Source organism: Dictyoglomus sp. SSW (assembly GCF_055181335.1).
In genome coordinates, this window is sequence record NZ_CM143705.1 from 82290 (window position 1) to 102816 (window position 20527).

Genomic DNA, 20527 nt, shown 5'->3' on the forward strand with positions numbered 1-20527 from the left:
GCTCTTTATTTTGAATATATTTACTTAAAATAGTTAAAATAATATAATTTAATATCAGACTATGTATAAAGTAAAGTGGGACAAAGAAAACAATTTAGTATTATTATCAGATTCTACTGATGAAGAAATCACCCCTCCGAGGCCTGTTTTTTTTGAAGAACTTGATCTTTTAGGTTTTGATAAGTATTGGGAATATCCAAAATCAGAAGAACCCCTTTTGTGGAACATTGGAAGAAGATATTACTATAAGGGAAAGTGTGTAGCTGAAGCAAAAGGAGGTAATATTTTTGAAGCCCCCAAAATTAAAATAACTGAGGAAGGGAAAAACCTTGTTTTAAAACCTATTGATATTGACTTATTAATACAGAAAAATATAGATGCCATAAAAACCATAGAAGGTGAAGCTATTGATTTCATAAATAATACATATAAAAACTATAAAGATAAAGTTGATGCCTTTATAGTTGCTTATAGTGGAGGAAAAGATTCACAAGTAGTTTTAGATCTTGTATCTCGTACATTACCCCCAGATGAATATTTCGTTATTTTTACAGATACTACTATGGAAATACCTCCCACATATGAAACTTATGAGGAAACAAAAAAGCTATATCAGAAACTATATCCTAAATTAAAATTTTATACTGCAAGAAATGAAAGACATTCTTACGATCTTTGGAAAGTATTTGGTCCACCAAGCAGATTAATAAGATGGTGTTGTTCCGTATACAAAACTTCTCCCCAAATAAGATTATTAAAATCATTATTTCCTGATAAGACAAATCTAAAAGTATTAGTTTTTGATGGTGTAAGAGCAGATGAGAGTACAAGAAGAGGTAGATATGAAAGAATAGCAGAAGATGTAAAGCATATCAATGTAATAGATTCGAGAATAATATTAAATTGGACAAATCTTGAAGTGTTTATGTATATAATTTACAGAAAGAACTTGATCCATATAAATATTCCCATAAACTATGGGTATAGATATGGTTTGACCCGAATAGGTTGTAGCATATGTCCCTTTGGATCTCCATGGACAGAATATATTATAAACAAATTATTTCCAGAGCAGACTTTAGAATATATATCTGAGATTCGAAAAACAGCATTCTCACTTGGTTTAGAAAATATAAAGGACATTAATAAATATATCTCAAAAGGCCAATGGAAAAAAAGAGGTGGCGGTAAAGGCATAGATAGAGAAAATGGATATATTATATTAACCGAGTTTCCTACTTTAGAAATTATTTTATTCAATAATAACAAAAAGATTAAAGAAAATATAACATGGTTGCAAGTATTAGGGGATACCTCAATATATGTATTAAACAATGGAAATATCTATGAAGGAGTAATAAGATTACAAGATAAAACAATCATTAATTACAAAATATCTTTTACCAATAATGTTCAATGTAAATTCTATACTTTAAATAAAGATAAAATAAGTCTTTTAAAAAAAATTCTGAATAAAATTACATATTGTATTAACTGTGGGGTATGTGAGGTCGAATGCCCTAATAATGCTATCAATGTATTACCCTATATATCAATAGACGAAACTAAATGCAAACATTGTTATTCATGTTTAGATTTTAACTCCTACGGATGTACAGTTGCAAAATCACTCAATCTTCCGAAAGGAGATACAAAAATGAAAAATACAAAAAGCACAGGTATCGATAGATATTCAACATTTGGATTAAGAGAAGGCTGGTTAGTAGCTTTCTTTAACAAAAAATATAATTGGTTTAACGATAACAGTTTAGGACCTAAACAAGTAAATGCTTTCATCATTTGGTTAAAAGAGGCAGAAATATTAGATAACACATTTAGAGGGAAAAAAATATCTAAAATAGGAGAAAGCTTAATCGAATTATTTTATAAGAATACTCAACTTGTATGGGAAATAATATTAATAAATCTTTTTTATAATTCAAAAATTATTAATTGGTATCTATCCGAAATACCATGGAAAACTTCTTATAACAAACATGATCTTTTTAAAAAATTAAAAGAAAATTATCCTAAGCTATCTGATGGAACATTAATGAATCCTCTTAATGCTCTTATTAATCTTTTTGAAAATAACAAATATATTAGTAATGTTTTAAAGATAGGAATAATTAAAAAAGAAGGTTCAAATAAGTTAGTAGAAAAAATAGGCACTGACAATATACACCCAATAGCTATACTTTATTCTATATATAGATACGCTATATCAAAGGATAGATATAGACTTACGGTTTCAGAATTCTATAGAGAAGATAATAAAGATGGAGGTCCATATCTTATCTTTGGAATATCAAGACCAGCATTGGAAAACCTACTAAGGGGATTACAAGAATCTCTAACAGAATTAATAAAAGTAGATATCGTGGCTGATTTAGATAATATATATCTCTCTGAAGATATAAAAGATTACTCTCAGATACTATATTATGTAAAATGAATAATTTTATAAAAATAAATGGTTATAAATACTACACTTTTGGCTTAAGACAAGAGTGGTTATACTCTTTCTTAACAAATGGTGAAAATTTTTTAAAAGAAAATACTTTAGGGCCAAAACAAATAGAAGCATTTATTTATTTACTAAGAGACTGTGAATTAATAGATAAAAATAAAAATCTTACTCCTCTTTTTCACCTTCTAAAATCGATATATTTAAAAGATGGACCATATTCTCAGATTCTTTGGGGTGTAATATGGATAAATTTATGCTTTAATGTTCTAATATTTACTTATTGGAATACTCTCAAAATAGGCATATATTTCAGAAAAGAGATCATTAACAATATTATAATATCTTATGGTAAAAAGAACAGATCAATAATAAATTATTATTGTACTCTCAAAGAAACTCTCTCAAAATCTCCAATAGGTGAAATTTTAGGACAAGGTATACCAATTAAGAAGGGAAAAATTATCCAAGGATTTAATAAAATTGGACTTAAAAGTTTACACCCTTTAGTGATACTGTATAATCTATACAAGTATGCAGAGAGAGAAAATTTATATGAAATAGATCTCTATTCCTTAGAAAATACACTCTATTCACCTCAGAAAATATTTTCCATATCTACAAAAGATTTGCAAAAATCATTGTTAGACAATTCCCAATATTATAATTTATATAGATTATCCTTAGATAGACCAGGCCTCATTATTCTTTATGACTCTTTGAAGGCTATTAATATATTAGAGAAATATGTAGGGGGAGAAAAAAATGAGATATGAAGAAATAATTGGCCTTCATGAATATTTTCAGCCAGTTTATGATATCATTCAAGAACCAAAAAACTACTGGAAACAGTTTATTCCAACAAAATCTTTTTTAGAAATATTAGAGAAATTTCTTAATTCATTAGAAGCAACAAATCCTAAGGATAGAAAATCTATTTGGATTCAAGGAACATATGGAACAGGAAAAAGCCATGCAACAGGTGTAATAAAACATCTTTTATGGGATGATCCTTCTGAAATAGATGATTATCTCAGAAATATTGAAAAAGTACAATTAAGAGAGAGACTTAAAAATTTTAGAAAAGAAAATAGAGTACTCCCTGTTACTCTAAAAGGTATTTCCGGTATATATTCTCCAAAAGAATTTAGCTTAATAATTGAAATAGCGGTTAAAGAATCCTTAAAAAAGTACAACATTTCAGTGATAGCAGAAAGTGAATTTGATAAATATTTAAAATACATAGATGATCCAAAAATCAATTGGCAAGATGTTATAGAGGGAAATCCACATTTAAAAAGCCTTGTTGGCGATATAAATGGTCTTAAAAATAAATTACATCAGAATGATCCTGAAATAATAAAATTAATAGAAGAAGCATTAGGAGATTTAAAAATTGTTCATCCTAATATAGAGGATTGGCTTAGTGAAATACTGAAAAATTTAAGTGATCAAGGTATAAAATATATGACCATATATTGGGATGAATTTACTCCTCTTTTAGAGCTTTCTCAAAGCCCTGCACTGCTTAATATTCTTCAAAATATAGCAGAAAAAAGTTTCAATGAAAATATATTTCTTTTTATAATATCTCACAGACACCCTCAACAAACTCAAATTGAAAAAGAAGATCAAGAAAAAGTATTAGGAAGATTTTTAAGCATAAACTACTTTATGGAAAATATTACCACGTTCCATATAGTTTCGAAAACTATAGACAAAAAGAGAGAGGAAGATTGGAAAAAAATCAGAGATAATATTTATAACACGTATCCTGGATTAAATAAAGTATTAAATAAGCTCGTACCAGACAATACAGAGACCGCAAAAGTATTAAAAGATTTATTTCCTATCCATCCATACACAGCTCAACTTGCGGTAGGAATTTCAAGATACATAGGATCCACAGAAAGAAGCATCTTTAGCTTCTTATATGATGAAGAAAAAGGTTTTATAAATTTCATAAAGAATTACCCAGATAAAAATAATGTATACCTCTTGACAGCAGATAAACTGTGGGATTACTTCATAGATGATTTAAAAAGAAGACAAGATGATAAAATAGGAAATATTTTATCAAAATATTATTCTTATCATGATTCTTTAAAAAATAAAGGTGAAGAATATCTGACCATCTTCAAAGGCATACTAATTCTAAATCTTCTACAATCAATAATTACTTTAACTGACGAATCATCTTTATTCATACCCAAACGAGAAAACATAGAAGACATGTTTTTAGGAACCCACTATAGAGACCACATAGATCAAGTTTTAGATTATATCGACAAAAATATAATTCCTAAAACCCCAGATGGATTATATCGAATATTCCAAACTCCTCTCCCAGAAGAAGAATTAAGTAGGGAAAAAGAATCTGCAAGAAGAGAATTTGAAGATATAACTAAATTAATAAATGATGATACTAAAAACTCTCTGTTAGATACCATTAAAAACAACCTTTTAAGAGAACCGAATCTAAATATATACTGGGCAGGACTTTCTGAAAATGAGATCTTAAGAAAAATAGACAGAGATTATAGAAATTCATATGAAATAAATATTGCTCTTTTCCTCCCAAAAATCAATGAGGAAATATCAATAATCAAAAAAAATATAAGGAAGATAATAAATGGAAATCCAAAAGCTCGAAATATAGTATTTGTAGTATCAAATAGGGAATTTGGAGAGCAAGACTATGAGAGATTATTAGAGTATATCGCAAGGAAAAAAGTAGCTTATAAACACTCTTTTAATGAAGAAGCCCAAAACAACGAAAAATATATAGATAAATTGATCAATATATGGATTGAAAAAGTTGAGAAAGATTTTGTTAACATATTATTTAGGGATAAAGAAGAAAAGATAACTTTCTCATCAATAGCAGATAAAATCAATAAGGATTATTCAAAAGAAATATTTACCTCAGAATTAGAAAATATCGAAGGTTTAACTAAAAATAGAAATCTTTGGACATTTAGAAATTCAATAAAATACGCTAAAACATTTCTTACAGTTGAGAATAGAAAGCAATTAGAAGATGAATTAAAAACCGCTTTAGATAAGCCAATATTAGAAATATTAAAATCTAAAAGTGGTGAGTATATTGTTAACAGCAATTTCGAATTTTACAACAATATAGATCCAGATCACCCAACCTTTAAGATTTTCAAAGAGGTAGAAAACAGAATAAAAGAACATGCTGGTAAAACCTTCAACTTAGGTGAATTATTAGAATTTTTAAAAGAACCTCCATATGGTATTTATCCTAATATAATACATTATGCCTTATTAGGATTCGTTTTAAGACCACATACAAATAAATTATATGAGACAGGAACAGGCAAAAAAGTAAACCCAACAGTTATGGAAGATAAAATCAAAGATATTTTTGAATATTTTACTAAGGGGAAAGAAAAAGAAAAGTTAGAAGTAAGGCTTGGAACTCAAAATGAGTTAGAACTTACTGAAATTTTAAAAGATATTTTTGGATTAAAGGAGGCTGAAAATCTAAATAAAGCGAAGTGGGAAATAAGAAATTGGATTAAAGAAGTAAATCTACCTATTTGGAGTTTAAAATATTTACCACAACAAAACGAAGGTGTAACAATAGCTATTAAAACAATTGAATATTTAAGTAAAAGTATCGATAAAGAATTAAGCGAAGAGAATGTTATAAAATATCTTCAATTATTTAAGAATGTAAAAACTGATTTAAAACTAATTTTGAAGAAAGAAAAAGTAAAAGAAGGATTTAAGAATTGGTTATTAACTCAGCAAAAAGAGGTAAAAATTAATGAAGAAGAAATAGAAGAAGTAATAGATTACCTATATAAGCACATGCAAGAGGAAGTTGCGTTATGGGATGAAAAAAATGTACTTTTAAAATTGAAGGACTGGGCGAAAGAGAAAGACAAAGAGAGATATAAAATTGAATTTATAAACAATTTATGTAATATATTTAATCTGCAGAAAAGAGATAATATTCAAGAGCTAAGGGAAGATATCAAGAATTATATAAATAACAATTTAAGATATCCCTTGTGGAGCATAAAGTATGTTTTAAAACTTGATGAAATAAACCACATAATCAATTTCTTGGAAGAGTTTATAAGAAGTAATAAAGATCCATCTCAAGAAGATATAATAAACTTCTCTAATTTACTTCCTACATGTGAAAAAATCTTGTATTTAAATCTTAATCCAGAAACAGCGGAAAAAGGCATCCAGGAATTACTAAAAACAAATAGTAAAAAATTATTAGATAATAATGAAATTAATGACTTTTTAGATTTTACAAGGGAAAATCTAAAAAAGGATATTTACTTATGGGAAGAAAAAGATTTAAAAAATTCTCTTACTTTGTATGAATTTCTAAAACTAATAGCAGAGCTCTTTAATATAGATAAAAATTACATAAAGATACCAGATGATCTAAAAATAAAAATAAAAAATCAAGTTACGAATAAGATATATCCCTTCTGGGCCGTTGGATTAATAGATGATAATGAAGTTAAGAAAACAACCGAGGAACTATCATATTATATAACATCAGATAAAAACTATTCATTAACCGACATAGAAAGTTTATATCAAATGCTTGAAAATAATAAAGAAAAAATTAAATCCATTTGGGAATCCACTCAGATAGAAAAATTATATAAAGAATGGTTGAGAGAGATTTTAAAAACCACGGAAGATGTATCTAAAATAGTAAGTGAGATTAAAGCCAAAATACGAAACGAAGATTACTACTGGAAAAAGACTGTCGTAGAAAATCTAATTCTGAAAGAAAAAGAAAATCTCATAAGAATATTGAACAAAGAGAAAAAGGAAAAAATAGCACAAAAGATAAAAAATACTAATAGAGACTTAAGAGAAATATTAGTAAAACTCATAGATAAATATCCCCAAATTATTTCTGATCTGGAGGAACTTCTTTAAATGGACAATATAAATGACTTGTTAAGAACAATTGAGAAAGATAGGAAAACATCGAGTATAACTTATAATAGATTTCCTGTAAGGTTTATATTGTTAAATAATTACTGGGATCTAAAAAATCTTATAAATGCGCTACGATCTATTTTAGATATAGATTTCTTACATTTAACAGATTTTGATATATTTAAATATTATAACGATGCATGGATCACCATATATGATATAATAAATTTAATAAATAATCTTAATCCCCAAAAAGATTATCTTCTCTTATCGATATCAGAATATTGCAGGTTTCTCTCTGATGATAGCTTTTACTCTCTTTTAAGTAGTATTATGAGTATAGAAAACACTCAAAATAACCTTGAAAGAAGAATATATATACCATTAATAGGAATAAAAAATAAATTTGAAAAGATCTTTTTTGATAAATATCCAAGAAGAAGAGAGATAATACCTTTTTGGATATTAGAAGGGAAAAGAGAAAAATACAATTTATATTTCATTAACTTTTTAGATAAAGCAGAAACTCAAGACACACTTATTATCGAAAATTCAAAAGACTTTCTAAATATATGGGAAAAGAATTTAAATAACTATCTTAATATTGTATGTCTTTCTAAAACATTAAATTTATACTCTGACCATGTAATAAGTGATGATATATTTGATGTTTACAAAATTAAAAATTATAAAGAATACTTAAACCATCTATTTTACATTAATATCCCCATAGAATACAAAGAAGAAGAGAAAGACAATTGGGAAATATTATGTAAAACACTACAAAATAAAAAATTCACAAACTTTTATGAATTAACAGAAGATCTTCTAAATGTTAAAAAGATCAATATAACAGACCTATTAAAGCTTTGGGTTAAAAATGATAAGTTCCATTTATGGCTTCTAAAGAATTATATAATAAACAAGGAAGAATACAAAGAAACTTATGCATCAAGAGTTCTTAAATCCATAGAAAGCTACGAAATAAAAGAAATTTTAAGTAAATATTACACCCTCATCTTTGAAGATTCAAAACCTAAAAATGATATTTTAGAAGAAAGAAGTAATACCCTCAAAAATCTATTAAAAGAAGATATAAATAATATAGAGCCTATAATCTTAGAAATTGATAAAATTCTCAAAGAAAAAAGTAATATTTTACCTCCAGACAAGTTTAAAATCTATTTAACTGGAACCACATATTTCGAAAAATCATGGATTATGCAAAATTACGATAAAGTAGAAAACTTAAAAGAACTATATCCTGAACTTTACTATTACTTAGAAAAAGATGTTAAAATTGTGAATTTAAAACCAGACCAAAATTGGATTTTAGATTACTTTAAAGAATACCATATCTCGAGATTAAAAAATAAGCCTACAGAAAGACTATTAGAAATTCTTAATGAAAAAAATAGAAATGAAGATACTTTTTACGAATGGTATCATTCCTTTCCTAAAGTTAATAATTACAAAATAAAAGATGAATATGAAAAATTATGGATTGATGCTTTATCCTTAGAATTTCTACCTTTAATAGCAGGAATATTAGAAGAAAAAGGATACAAAATAGAAGCTCATATAGTAGTATCTAATCTCCCTACAATAACAGAGATAAATAAATTTGAAGTAATTGAAAGAATAGATACTCTAGATAAATTTATCCACGAAAAAAAAGATCCAAATATATATCCAGGACTGATTAAAGAGATGGAAATAATAAAGAATATAATAAAAAACAAACTTCTAACTGGAAGTGATAATTTTGTTATATTATCAGATCATGGATTTACTGCCTTTTCCAATAAAGTTTTACAAAATCAGAAACTTCCAGAACTTAAGGTAAAAGAAAATGAGCCAAGGTATGCTGTATTAGAGAAAGATATAGCTCTTAAAGCGAAAGAAGATATAATGTTTATGACCATGATGATAAAAAATATGTTATAGCATTAAAATACACCTCTTTTTCCTATCCTCAATCTCTTGAAACACATGGAGGTGCAACTCCAGAAGAAGTGTTAGTACCTATTATTTATGTGACAAAATCAAAAGTAAAGGAAAAAATACCATCTTATAAAATTGATATACCAGATAAAGAAGTTAGTATTAGAAATCCTCTTCTAATTTTCTACATCACTCCGTTTATAGAAGATGTCGTAGTTAAATACAAAGGTGAAAAGTTTGAACCCATATATTCAGAAGAAAAAAAGTGTTATACAATTAATTTAAGTAAACTCAAACCTGGTACCTATGAATTAACTTTTCATATAAGAGGTTATGAGGAAAAACATAAAATTATAATAAAAGGAGGCATACAAGAAAAAGAGTTATTATGAACAAACTCAGTAATTTAGATGAAAAAATTAAAAAAGTTTTTCCTGATGTATCCCTCTTAAAAATTAAAGAGAATTATAGCGTTTTTAATGGTAAAAATCTTCCATCTTTTATTAAAGATTGGCTTATTAGAAAGTTTTCTGATGATGAAGGAAAGGTATATAAAGAAGAAATAATAGACTTCATTGATAAACATATTCCCCAAAAAGAATCAGCCAAAAAACTTAAAGGTACTCTCATGTATAATAAAGAATCTATAGATATATTAACAAGAGTATCAATAGAACCTGACATTAAAAAAGGAATTTTCAAATTCTCCATTCCTGACCTTGAAATAAAAGATTACGAAGGAAAAGTTATGGAACATGTCATTGAAAAACATCCAGAATTGAAAGGTGGAGAAATTTGGGGAGTTTTTACTCTTAGATATATAGCAGATACGAAAGAAAACTTTATCGCCATAATAGGATATAAGCCTTTTAAACCTTATGACATAGACTTAGAATACTTTAAGGAAGGAAGAAAAGAATTTGCTCTTGAAGAATGGGTAGATTTATTAATAAGATCTATGGAATATAATCCTATTGGATTTGCTAGTTTTGAACAAAAGTTACAATTTATATCAAGACTCCTTGTCTTTGTAGAGCCAAGATTAAATATGATCGAACTTGCCCCAAAAGGAACAGGAAAATCATATATTTTTAATAATCTTAGTAAGTATGGATGGTGTGTAAGTGGAGGAAAGGTAACAAGAGCAAAAATGTTTTACGATATGGGAAAAAATATTCCTGGATTCATAACAAGATATGATTTTGTAGCTTTTGATGAAGCACAAACCATAGAATTCTCAAACGATGAAGAAATGAGAGCTGCATTAAAAAGTTACTTAGAATTGGGCAAATTTACTATTGGAAACTACCACGGAGAATCAACAGCTGGATTTATACTTCTTGGTAATATTCAACTAGATAGCAATTTAAATCCTATAAATCCCATTTATTTTAAAGATTTACCAGAATCTTTTCATGAATCAGCCTTATTTGATAGGTTTCACGGTTTTATAGAGGGCTGGAGACTTCCAAGAATTAGAGAGGACTTAAAAATAAGTGGATATGCATTAAATGTTGAGTATTTCACAGAAATATTGCATAGTCTAAGAGATCGCTCAGAATACTCTTCTATTGTAGACGATATGTTAGAAATACCTCCTAAAGCTGATACAAGAGATACTACCGCCATAAAGAAATTAGCCACAGGTTATCTGAAATTATTATTTCCTCATGTAAAAGATCCAAGTGACATTGATAAAGATGACTTTGAAATTTTTTGCTTAAAACCTGCTCTTGAAAAAAGAGGCATAATAAGAAAACAACTACACTTGATGGATCCTGAATATAAAGAGGAACTACCTGATATAAAGGTGAAGAAGTAAAATGATGGACTCAGATTTTTGGGAACTCGAAAATCTGTTAAGTGAAATAGATGAATTTCTAAACAAATATGAAGAAAATAAAGAAGAAATTCAAGAAATTATATTGTCTTTCATAGAAAGAATAGAAAAAACCAATAAAGAGCTTATGAATATTTCAAAAAAATTAGAATCTACTGCTTTAAAGCTAAAAAATCTTGTTAATAACTCCCAATCACCTTCTAAATATGAAGAAAAAGGTAATAGAATTAAAGGTGAAATAACTCCCAAAGCTTTTTTTAGGCTCCATATACTTCTCACATTATATGAATTAGGAGGTAAAGCCCCCGCCTTAGAGGTCCATAAAAAATTAGAAAAAAAATTAAATGATCTATTAACCCAAAAGGATAAAGAACTATTACCCTCAGGAACTGTAAGATGGATTAAAAATGTAGATTGGTGTAGACTGATATTAGTACATGAAGGCTTGATGAAAAGAGATTCTCCTCGTGGTATATGGGAACTTTCTGAGAAAGGATATAAATATATAAAAAAATATTTGAAGAAATCAATGGACGAGAATGATTTATACTTAGAAAGCCTATTAGATGAGATTAATAACTTTTTAAAAAGCAAAGAGCAAGAAGAAGCACAAACAAAACCCCAACAAGTTTTCCCTAAGAAAAGTAAATTTAAACTTAAAGAACACAAAGATGATCTTGAGGAGATTCATTTTAAAGACCCCTCAAAATATGAATTACTCTCTCCTATTCAAGAAAAAGAATTATTTAAAAGAGTTGAACAAGGAGATAAAGAAGCAAAAGAAAAGTTAATACTGTCCAATCTCAAATTAGTATATTCTATTGCAAAAAGATATAAAGGAAGAGGTTTAGAATTCTCAGACTTAATACAAGAAGGATGCATAGGTCTCATAAACGCTGTTGAAAAATTTGATTGGAGAAAAGGTTATAAATTCTCTACTTACGCAACGTGGTGGATAAAACAAGCAATTACAAGGGCTATTGCAGAAAAGGGTGGAACAATTTATGTTCCTATCCATCTTCAAGAAAAGATAAATTATATTAAAAGATGTAGAAAAATACTTATGGAAAAGTTAAATAGAGAACCAACTATCCACGAATTATCAACATACTCAGGATATAGTAGAGATTCATTAAAGTCTCTCATGGATTGTAATTTTACAACTATTCCATACGATGTTCAAATAGAGAATCTTTCAGAGGAGGAATTTGAGAGTATCTATCCCTTAATAGACCAAAACGAAGATTTTACATTAACTATAGATGACATTTTACCTAATAACGACCAAAATTATGACCTCTTCTCCCAAATGGAAATAACATTTATAAAAAAGATTATAGATGAGTTATTAAATACTCTATCAGAAAGAGAAAGAGAAATTATATACCTAAGATTTGGCTTTAAAGATGGAACTCCCAAAACCCTCGAAGAAATAGGTAAAATATTTGGAATAACAAGAGAAAGGGTAAGACAGATAGAGGCAAAAATTATAAAGAAATTTAAGCATCCTTCAAAAAGAAAATATCTAAAATAGGGTAGCAAGTTTAAACTACTTGCTACCCTATAATCTTTTTTACCAAACTATCTTTACAAAGGCTGTTTTCCCTTCTTGAGCCACATAATCCCTTAAAACATTAGAAAATCTTATCATCATTTTATCTCTGTTTTTCATTGTTAACTTCTTCAAAAATGGATATGGCTTTAAATTTACATATACTCCTTGCAATTCTATACTCACGTCTCTCTTCAGATCATTTATAAGCATTACTTCAATAGACAAATCATTTATTTCAATTGATTGATAGAATTTATTAAAAATACTACTGTTTAGCCCTTCAAAAAGAGAATTGTTGAAGTTAACATATAGATTATCATCCTTAAAAGAAAATGATATTACCCTATCCTCTACTTCTTCACCTTTTGTAAGGGGAATTTCAATATCTGCCACATAAAAGCTTTGAAGATTATTCTCTTCATACCTTACATTTTCTACATTATCAAAATACTCTTCTAATACACTGGTAATTTCATCCTTATTTTCCTTGAAAGTATCCTTAGAGACAATTTCAAGTCTCAACAATGAATTAACCCAAATCATATCAGTTTTACTATCATTAACAAAATCATATAGGTCACTAAGATAAATATCTGAAGAGATGTCCAACTTACAGCCTGATAATGTGATAAAAAGACATATAATCAAAGAAACCATTATTAGCTTTTTCAATAAACCCACCCCCTAATTAATTTTTTTATTATACTCCTACATCACTTCTATACTAAATATAAAACTATATGTAATTGTTTTTGCTGAATCCTTTATATATACAGGAATCTTTATTCCTACATTATAAATTCCCCTCTTAAATTCAGAATATATTTCTCCTTCTATAGAATAATAATAACTGCCCAAATAGCTATCATATTCATATTCCAAAAGGTCATAAGGAATCATATATGCTTTAACTTTCCCATAAGGAAGAATATTACTTACATAAAAAGGATTGTAACATGTATAGTAATAAACATCATCTGGGTTAAAACACGCTAAGTAAGTAGATTTTCCTGATGAGTAAGTAAAGGTTGCGTTACGCCAATTAATTTGCAATTCACTGCTTATCTTATTCTCCAATTCATAATATATCTTGTTTTCGTAAAATACAAAGCTTATTTTTATCAAATCATCCTCAAAATAAAGATTTTCAGACTCCACCGGATAAAGCATCTTTACCTTTGCATGGGGCAACAAACTACATCCTGACAAAATAGCTAAAAGTAAGAATAATATAAATATTATTAAATATTTCTTCATTTTACATCACCTCCTGTAATTAATAATAACCAGTCAAAGGGTCAAAACCTGACCTTATAGAAAAATGTAAAAAAGAATTTAATTATGGAAAATGAAAGATTAATTTCTGTTTTTTAAAAGTCAAATTTTTATTTTTTATGTTAAAATGAACTTAATAAATTTTGGGTTTTACAAAGCATCTATGGATATAAATGGTCCAGTAAATAATATTATATAGATGAATTTGGAATAAATATCTCAGATGTTAATGGAATTCAGATTTTAAACTCTCAGATAAGCTATTGTGGATTTGGATGTATTGGAGGACCTGAAGGTCAGGAGGGTGGTTGGCAAAATGTTCTAATAAATAGATGCATTCTTTCTTATAGTGGCCATTATTATCAAGGAAAAAGGGGACCAGGTCCTTATGATAGACCAGACGGATTTGGTATTGAAACCTCTAATGGACCTATAGAAATAGCAAATACCTTAGTTGAGCATAATAGAGGCGACGGTATTGACTCTAAAGCTGAAAATACTTATATACATCACTGTATTGTAGCTAATAATTCATGTGATGGTATAAAATTGTGGGGCGATAATAGTAAAATAGAAAATACTCTCATATATGGAAGAGGAGATGGAAAAAGAGAAATTACCCCATGGTCAGCTATTGTAATATCTACTGAAAAAAGCAATTCTTCATTTTTAATAATTAATGTTACTGTTGATGACGAAATTGGTAATAACTATCTTATGTATGTTCAATATGACTACCCTGACATACCAATTATTCTAACAATGAAAAACAATATATTAAGCGCAAGGGGTCCAAATTCCCCAATTTTCTTAGGAAATTCTGTTAAATTTAAAATAGAAAACAATCTATTTTATATGCCAAAACATCCTGAAAGAGTTATTGAGCATTTAAATAAAACATATGGGGCAAAAGAGGTTAATAACATAGGAAAAGGCAATTTATACGGTGATCCATTATTTATTAAAACTGCATTTGGAAATTTAGGTGACTATCACCTAAAAGATGGAAGTCCTGCAATTGATAATGGCACATTAGATGGTGCTCCTACTACTGATTTAGATAATAAACCTCGTCCTATTGGTAAGGGCGTTGATATGGGTGCCTATGAAAAATGATTAATAATTTTTTGAATTTTTTACTTTTTCTTGTTTTTGAAATTTTTTTATTATAAAATAATATATATTTAAATTTTAGGAGGAAAAATGTCCAAAAAATATTTTGTATTTCCATTATTAATAATTCTTTTGCTGACCTTTTCTTTTAGCCAAACTAATCTTTCATATGCAAAATTAGAAGGAAACATATATCATAAAGATGATGGAAAACCAATTGAAGGAGCAATAATAAGAATATTAGGAACAGATTGCATAGGTATTAGCGATGAGGATGGTAGATATGTAATAAAAAATATTCCGATAGTTGGAGAACAAGAAACTTTTACAATAGATGTTTATGAACCCAATTTGAAATCTATAGTCCTGAGAAGACCAGTAATTCTTAAAGCTGGAACAAATCAAATAGATTTTAGTATTTCTTTATCAGAGTTATTTAAAAAATACTTTGGAAATTTTGATCAAGAATTCCCCTTTTCTATAAAGCTAACTAATGATTCATGTTATTTAATATCTGGAAAACTAACTCCCATAAATTCAAATAAAAGCTATTTATATTTATTGAAGGTAGATAAGTATGGCAGAAAAGTTTGGGGAAGAACATATTCTATTGGTGAAGATCTGCTTAATGCATATGTAGATATAAATGACAATGAATATATAGTAACTGCAACAGCAATAAACAAAGATAAAGGCCATGATATATATCTTTTAAAATTAGATAGTAATGGAAAAATTATATGGGAAAAGAATTATGGAAGATCTGATTGGGATGAAATGATAAAGAACTTTATTATAACCAAGGAGAGAGAAATTGTAGCTGTAGGACTTGTAAGGATAAGAAACAAAGAATCAATAAAGAGTGATAATTACATAGTTAAATTTAACAAAAATGGTGAAAAAATATGGGATAAAGTCTATGGAGATAAAGGTGAGGATTATTTTGAAAAAGTCATTCAAGCATCAAATGGAGACTACATAATTGTTGGGTCAACTACACCAGCAGATAAACCATCTTATGCTACCTATTATAGAATAGATAGAAACAGCAATTTAATATGGAACAAAGAAATTAAAAGTGAGGGACCTGTTTATGGAAAGGCTCTAATTGCAGGTCCACAAGGTTATGTAATAGTTGGCAATGAGTATAAAAATTTACAACAAGGAATTTTCTTAGTATACATTAACGATAAGGGAGATGTATTAATTAGGAAAAATTATTCCAAAAAGGGAAGAGATACTTATGTTACTTCTATAGCAAAAAATTCTAAAAACTATATATTGGCAGGATATGTAAATGAAAACAAAATTAATAATTCCTACATCCTTAAGTTAGATTTAAATTGGAATTTTGTTGGAGAAATTGTGGAAAGAAAAGATTTTAATAATTTTATAACTGATGTTATAAGTGAGAAAGATATTTACTTTATATTTTTAGGATATTTAATACAAGACCAAAATATGGACATTTATCTATATAAGATTTCTTTATAATTATAAAATACTTTTAAGCCAAGATTTAAAATTATACAAGTCTCTTTTTATAAGATCCCAGTTCCTGAGGAGATTATCTTTTAAAAGATTAATCTTCTCAGGGACAATCTCGTAAGTATATGCATGTCTAAATATATGTCTAAAAACTCTAAGCTTATCAAGAACAGCATAGCTTTCTTTTGATAAAATTTTGGGTCTAATTCCATAAATCTCAACAGTCATTCTCTTTAGAAGTTCTTTATGATAATATTCAAAGTTTTCTATTTCATTTTCAAAGGTTTTGGCTATCTCTCTAAATAAATCCTCAAAAGCATTATAAAGGTTATGTAGATTGTATGCCAAGTAAATAGTCTTTTGTTTTCTTTCCAGCACTGTTTAGTATCCTAAAAGTAAACTAATTTTCTCCTTTTTCATTTTATTCTCAATCCATGCTTATAGATTTCTTCTTTAAATTTACAATATTCAAGTTCCACAAGATCAATTTTTCTTCCTATAATATCCTCTAAATCGGAAAAAATCCTAAAATAATTCTCGTTTAATCCTTCAACAGCTATATCCACATCAGATGAATCGTAAAAATAATCCTCCATAAGTATGGAGCCAAATAGATAAACTTTTTTTACTTCTTTATCTCCGAAATAATCTCTGAGTTTTGGAATAATCTCCTTTAATAGCTTTTTCCTCTTTAGCTCTCTTTCTTCTTTTTCTCTTAGAATTTTTTCTTTCCAAATAGATATGTCAAACATGATTTAGTATAATAAATTTAACTGCTCTATGGATTATATATTAAAGTTGAATATGAGGGGGAGATAAACATATCTCCCCCATTTTAAATTTACTAACTATTAAAATTCGAGAGCCACATCATAAATTTCTAATTCATCATAGGTTCCCATTAAAGAACGCGCTCCATAGGGCCAATAATTTTGAAATGGATTATGTCCTATAAAGAATAGCTGTTCATTATTTAAGGCAGTATTATAGTTTGCCTCTGCAATGAGCTCATCATCAAGATAGAGTTTTATTTTTTCTTGAGTTTGACTCCATGTAAAGGCAATTTTATAAAATTTATCTGGAGAAAGAGTATAAATAGGATCTGTGTATGCATATGACCAGCCATAACCACTCCATGTACCTGACCAAAAATTATTGTGATTTTCCCCGTCACACCAAGCAGCAATAAAAAATGCACCAGAAAATGCATCTAACCAACCTACAGTATCAATCAAAAAACCACCCTTGTGACTTTCTAAATTTTGATAAAACTCATACATATTGCTGTCTGGTTTAAAGTAAAACATTATGGTTCCTTCTGTTGGGTTAATATAGGAAGTACTGTAACATATATAACTATTTAGAGCATCAAGATGTACTCCATCACCAACCACCCCTTGTGTAAAGGTAATACCCCTTACTGATGATATAGTCTCTTGATAGTAAGGACTTGTATATTGAGATTCATTATTTGTTTTATTATTTTCAAAACTATCCTTAAAGACAGGAATTATTGTCCCTTCACTTACTGTTGTGAAGCTCCATATAGGTCCAGATTTTACTCCACCTTTACCATCTTTTGCCACTATCTTCCAATAGTAAGTAGTGTTATAATTGAGATTTTCCACAGTATAAGTTGTAGAAGTATAGTTTTCTTCTCTAAGTTGTGGGGTTTCTGTATCTCCAAAGTATATGTCATATTTTAAACTATCTCCATCTGGATCACTACATGTCCAAGAAAGAGTAACTGTAATTGGAACATTAGTTGCATTATCTTGTGGATTTGGATTTGAAGGAGCAAGAGGTGGCTGATTTGAAACTGCAGGTTTAGTCACACAACCACCTGCTATAAAAAGGAGTATAAAAATAATCCCAAAAAGCTTTAATATAGAGGTTTTCATTAGGATCTCCTCCCTTTCAAATAAATTAGAGATTAAAAAGTTATAGTTTTAAGGGGCCCAACTATAAATTTTTAATCTCTAATTATATTTTATCTTTAATACATTAATTAGCAAAGTGATATAGATCACACTTTTTTGAGATAATTTTTAAAGTTAATTATTAAAAATTATAAAATTAATATTGACAAAATCTAAAATTTATTTTTAAAATTATTAATAATAAAGGCCAAAATTGGAGGAAATTTTTATAAAAAGAAAACAATTTAAAAATAAAACTTTACATATAGTAAAGAAAAATATAACACTTCTTATTATTACTTTAGTTCTTTCTATTATTGTTTCCTTCACAAACATATATCTCATTAGCCTTGAAAAGAATATTGTAAACGCTATTTTGCTGAAAAATAAAGACCTTTTTATAGAGATATTTACAATGATTTTGTCAATAATGTTAGCGAAAATATTTTTAGAGTACTTTAAAGCATATCTTTTAGGAAAATTCTCTGAAAATGTATTAAGAGATATAAGAAATGATATAGGTAAGAAGTTAATAAATATGAATATTAGTTATATAGAGAAAAATACTACTGGTGATTATATATCAAGACTTTCAAATGACCTCTCCCTTATTCAAGGCTTTTTAAGTAACTCCTTAAACGACCTCTTATATCATCCTATTACTTTTATTCTCGGTATTATTCTTGCTATATCTATAAATTGGAAATTGACTTTATTTTGTTTTGCCATAATTCCTATATCTATAATCCTTGCCTTAATTATAAGTAAACCAGTAGAGAAATATACAAAAAGACAACAAGAAGCTCTTAGCGATGTAAACTCTGTTGCTCAAGATTCGATTTCTGGCATAACCTTGGTAAAAGTTTTTAATTTAGAAAAGGAACTTTTTAATAAATACGAAAAGGAATTGATAAAGTCTTTTAAATCAGGACTTAATTCAGCCGGATTTGAAGTCCTTTCTGAACCAATTAAAATAATGATACAGATTATACCTTTTGTACTTATGTTCTTTTATGGAGGAAATTTAGTCCTTAAAGGAGAATTAACCCTTGGAGGAATTATTGCCTTTATAGAGCTTATTAATGTATTTTTAGCTCCTATGAATGTGCTTCCTAATGTAATAAATTCCTATAGGAAGGCAAAATCTTCTTCAGAAAGAATAGAGGAATTATTAAATCAAGAAGATGAAAAAGGGAGAGATGTAAAAGAAGAAAAAGTAAGTAATTACGATATAGAATTTGAAAATATATATTTTTCATATGATGAAAAAGAAATATTAAAAGGTATAAGTTTTAAAGTAAAAAGAGGAGAAAAGGTGGCTATTGTAGGAGAAAGTGGTAGTGGCAAATCAACCATTATTAAACTTATACTTGGTCTATACAAACCTCAAAAAGGGAAAATAAAAATTTTTGGGGTAGATATAAAGGATTGGGATCTATCAGCTTTAAGAGAAAAAATTTCTGTTGCTAATCAAGATATATACCTATTTCCTGAAAGTATTAAGGAAAATATTAGATATGGTAATTATAATGCAAAGGATGAAGATATCATTTCTGCTACCAAAAATAGTCTTGCCTATGACTTTATTATAGAGAATATAGGTTTTGAGAGAGATTGGAGAAAGAGGAATTTTAATATCGGGTAGAGAAAGGCAAAGAATTGCCATTGCAAGAGCTCTACTTAAAAAGGATGCAAGACTTTTTATTCTTGATGAAGCCACATTAGCCTTAGACACAGAAACAGAACACACCTTACAAAATATATTGAAAGAGGAGTTAAAAGATAAAACTGTTTTAATCATTGCTCACCGATTTTCATCCATAAAAATAGCAGAAAGAATAATAGTCCTTGATGATGGGAAAATTATAGAAGAAGGTACCCATGAAGAACTCATATCTCTTAATGGTAAATATAAGGAACTTTGGGAAAAAGGATTTAAAGAAAGTAATGACCAAGATATGTTAGATATGCAAAGTTAA

At 27.9% G+C, this 20527-nt stretch carries 16 protein-coding genes; 11 read left to right on the forward strand and 5 right to left on the reverse strand.

What is annotated here, in order from left to right:
- The first annotated feature begins 61 nt into the window (after positions 1–61).
- The 7 genes from ACY3JM_RS00385 (at position 62) to ACY3JM_RS00415 (ending at position 12732) form a co-directional block, all read left to right on the forward strand.
- Positions 62–2455 (forward strand): phosphoadenosine phosphosulfate reductase domain-containing protein, encoded by a 2394-nt coding sequence (locus ACY3JM_RS00385; protein ID WP_463082823.1) that lies wholly within the window; start codon positions 62–64, stop codon positions 2453–2455.
- Complete coding sequence (locus ACY3JM_RS00390) at positions 2452–3243, forward strand: hypothetical protein (protein WP_463111405.1); 792 nt, start codon at positions 2452–2454, stop codon at positions 3241–3243. Before ACY3JM_RS00385 ends, ACY3JM_RS00390 begins: the two co-directional genes overlap by 4 nt.
- Positions 3233–7411, forward strand: a complete 4179-nt coding sequence (locus ACY3JM_RS00395) for a hypothetical protein (RefSeq protein ID WP_463111406.1) — start codon at positions 3233–3235, stop codon at positions 7409–7411. Before ACY3JM_RS00390 ends, ACY3JM_RS00395 begins: the two co-directional genes overlap by 11 nt.
- Positions 7412–9361 carry a BREX-4 system phosphatase PglZ gene (gene pglZ / locus ACY3JM_RS00400; protein ID WP_463111407.1) on the forward strand — a complete coding sequence of 650 codons (1950 nt, stop codon included), beginning with the start codon at positions 7412–7414 and terminating at the stop codon, positions 9359–9361.
- Positions 9362–9450: 89 nt separating this feature from the next.
- The gene (locus tag ACY3JM_RS00405; RefSeq protein ID WP_463111408.1) at positions 9451–9750 is read left to right on the forward strand and encodes a hypothetical protein; all 300 of its coding nucleotides are present in this window, start codon (positions 9451–9453) and stop codon (positions 9748–9750) included.
- Positions 9747–11180: a BREX system Lon protease-like protein BrxL gene (gene brxL / locus ACY3JM_RS00410; protein WP_463082827.1), complete on the forward strand. Its 1434-nt coding sequence runs from the start codon at positions 9747–9749 to the stop codon at positions 11178–11180. Before ACY3JM_RS00405 ends, brxL begins: the two co-directional genes overlap by 4 nt.
- Position 11181: 1 nt before the next feature.
- A complete protein-coding gene (locus ACY3JM_RS00415; protein ID WP_463111409.1) occupies positions 11182–12732 on the forward strand; it encodes a sigma-70 family RNA polymerase sigma factor in 1551 nt (516 codons plus the stop codon).
- A 39-nt stretch (positions 12733–12771) separates the two neighbouring features.
- On the opposite strand, the gene ACY3JM_RS00420 is transcribed toward ACY3JM_RS00415, so the two are convergent.
- On the reverse strand, positions 12772–13425 hold the full coding sequence (locus ACY3JM_RS00420; protein ID WP_463082830.1) for a DUF7424 family protein: 654 nt from the start codon (positions 13423–13425) through the stop codon (positions 12772–12774).
- 36 nt (positions 13426–13461) lie between these two features.
- On the reverse strand, positions 13462–14010 hold the full coding sequence (locus tag ACY3JM_RS00425) for a hypothetical protein (RefSeq protein ID WP_463082831.1): 549 nt from the start codon (positions 14008–14010) through the stop codon (positions 13462–13464).
- A gap of 228 nt (positions 14011–14238) precedes the next feature.
- Between ACY3JM_RS00425 and ACY3JM_RS00430 the strand changes: the two genes are divergently transcribed.
- On the forward strand, positions 14239–15144 hold the full coding sequence (locus tag ACY3JM_RS00430; protein WP_463111811.1) for a choice-of-anchor Q domain-containing protein: 906 nt from the start codon (positions 14239–14241) through the stop codon (positions 15142–15144).
- Positions 15145–15231: 87 nt separating this feature from the next.
- Entirely contained in the window at positions 15232–16635 is a 1404-nt protein-coding gene (locus ACY3JM_RS00435; protein WP_463111410.1) for a peptidase associated/transthyretin-like domain-containing protein, read from the forward strand.
- Here the strand turns inward: ACY3JM_RS00435 and ACY3JM_RS00440 are convergent, their stop codons facing one another.
- The 3 genes from ACY3JM_RS00440 to ACY3JM_RS00450 form a co-directional block, all read right to left on the reverse strand.
- Positions 16636–17007 (reverse strand): ribonuclease toxin HepT-like protein, encoded by a 372-nt coding sequence (locus ACY3JM_RS00440; protein ID WP_463111411.1) that lies wholly within the window; start codon positions 17005–17007, stop codon positions 16636–16638.
- A 38-nt stretch (positions 17008–17045) separates the two neighbouring features.
- Positions 17046–17381, reverse strand: a complete 336-nt coding sequence (locus ACY3JM_RS00445; RefSeq protein WP_463111412.1) for a nucleotidyltransferase family protein — start codon at positions 17379–17381, stop codon at positions 17046–17048.
- A 99-nt stretch (positions 17382–17480) separates the two neighbouring features.
- Positions 17481–18530, reverse strand: coding sequence for a fibronectin type III domain-containing protein (locus ACY3JM_RS00450; RefSeq protein ID WP_463111413.1), 1050 nt, complete (start codon positions 18528–18530; stop codon positions 17481–17483).
- A gap of 232 nt (positions 18531–18762) precedes the next feature.
- On the opposite strand from ACY3JM_RS00450, the gene ACY3JM_RS00455 reads away from it, so the two are divergent.
- Positions 18763–20193, forward strand: a complete 1431-nt coding sequence (locus ACY3JM_RS00455; RefSeq protein WP_463111414.1) for an ABC transporter ATP-binding protein — start codon at positions 18763–18765, stop codon at positions 20191–20193.
- Positions 20153–20527 carry a hypothetical protein gene (locus ACY3JM_RS00460; RefSeq protein WP_463111415.1) on the forward strand — a complete coding sequence of 125 codons (375 nt, stop codon included), beginning with the start codon at positions 20153–20155 and terminating at the stop codon, positions 20525–20527. Before ACY3JM_RS00455 ends, ACY3JM_RS00460 begins: the two co-directional genes overlap by 41 nt.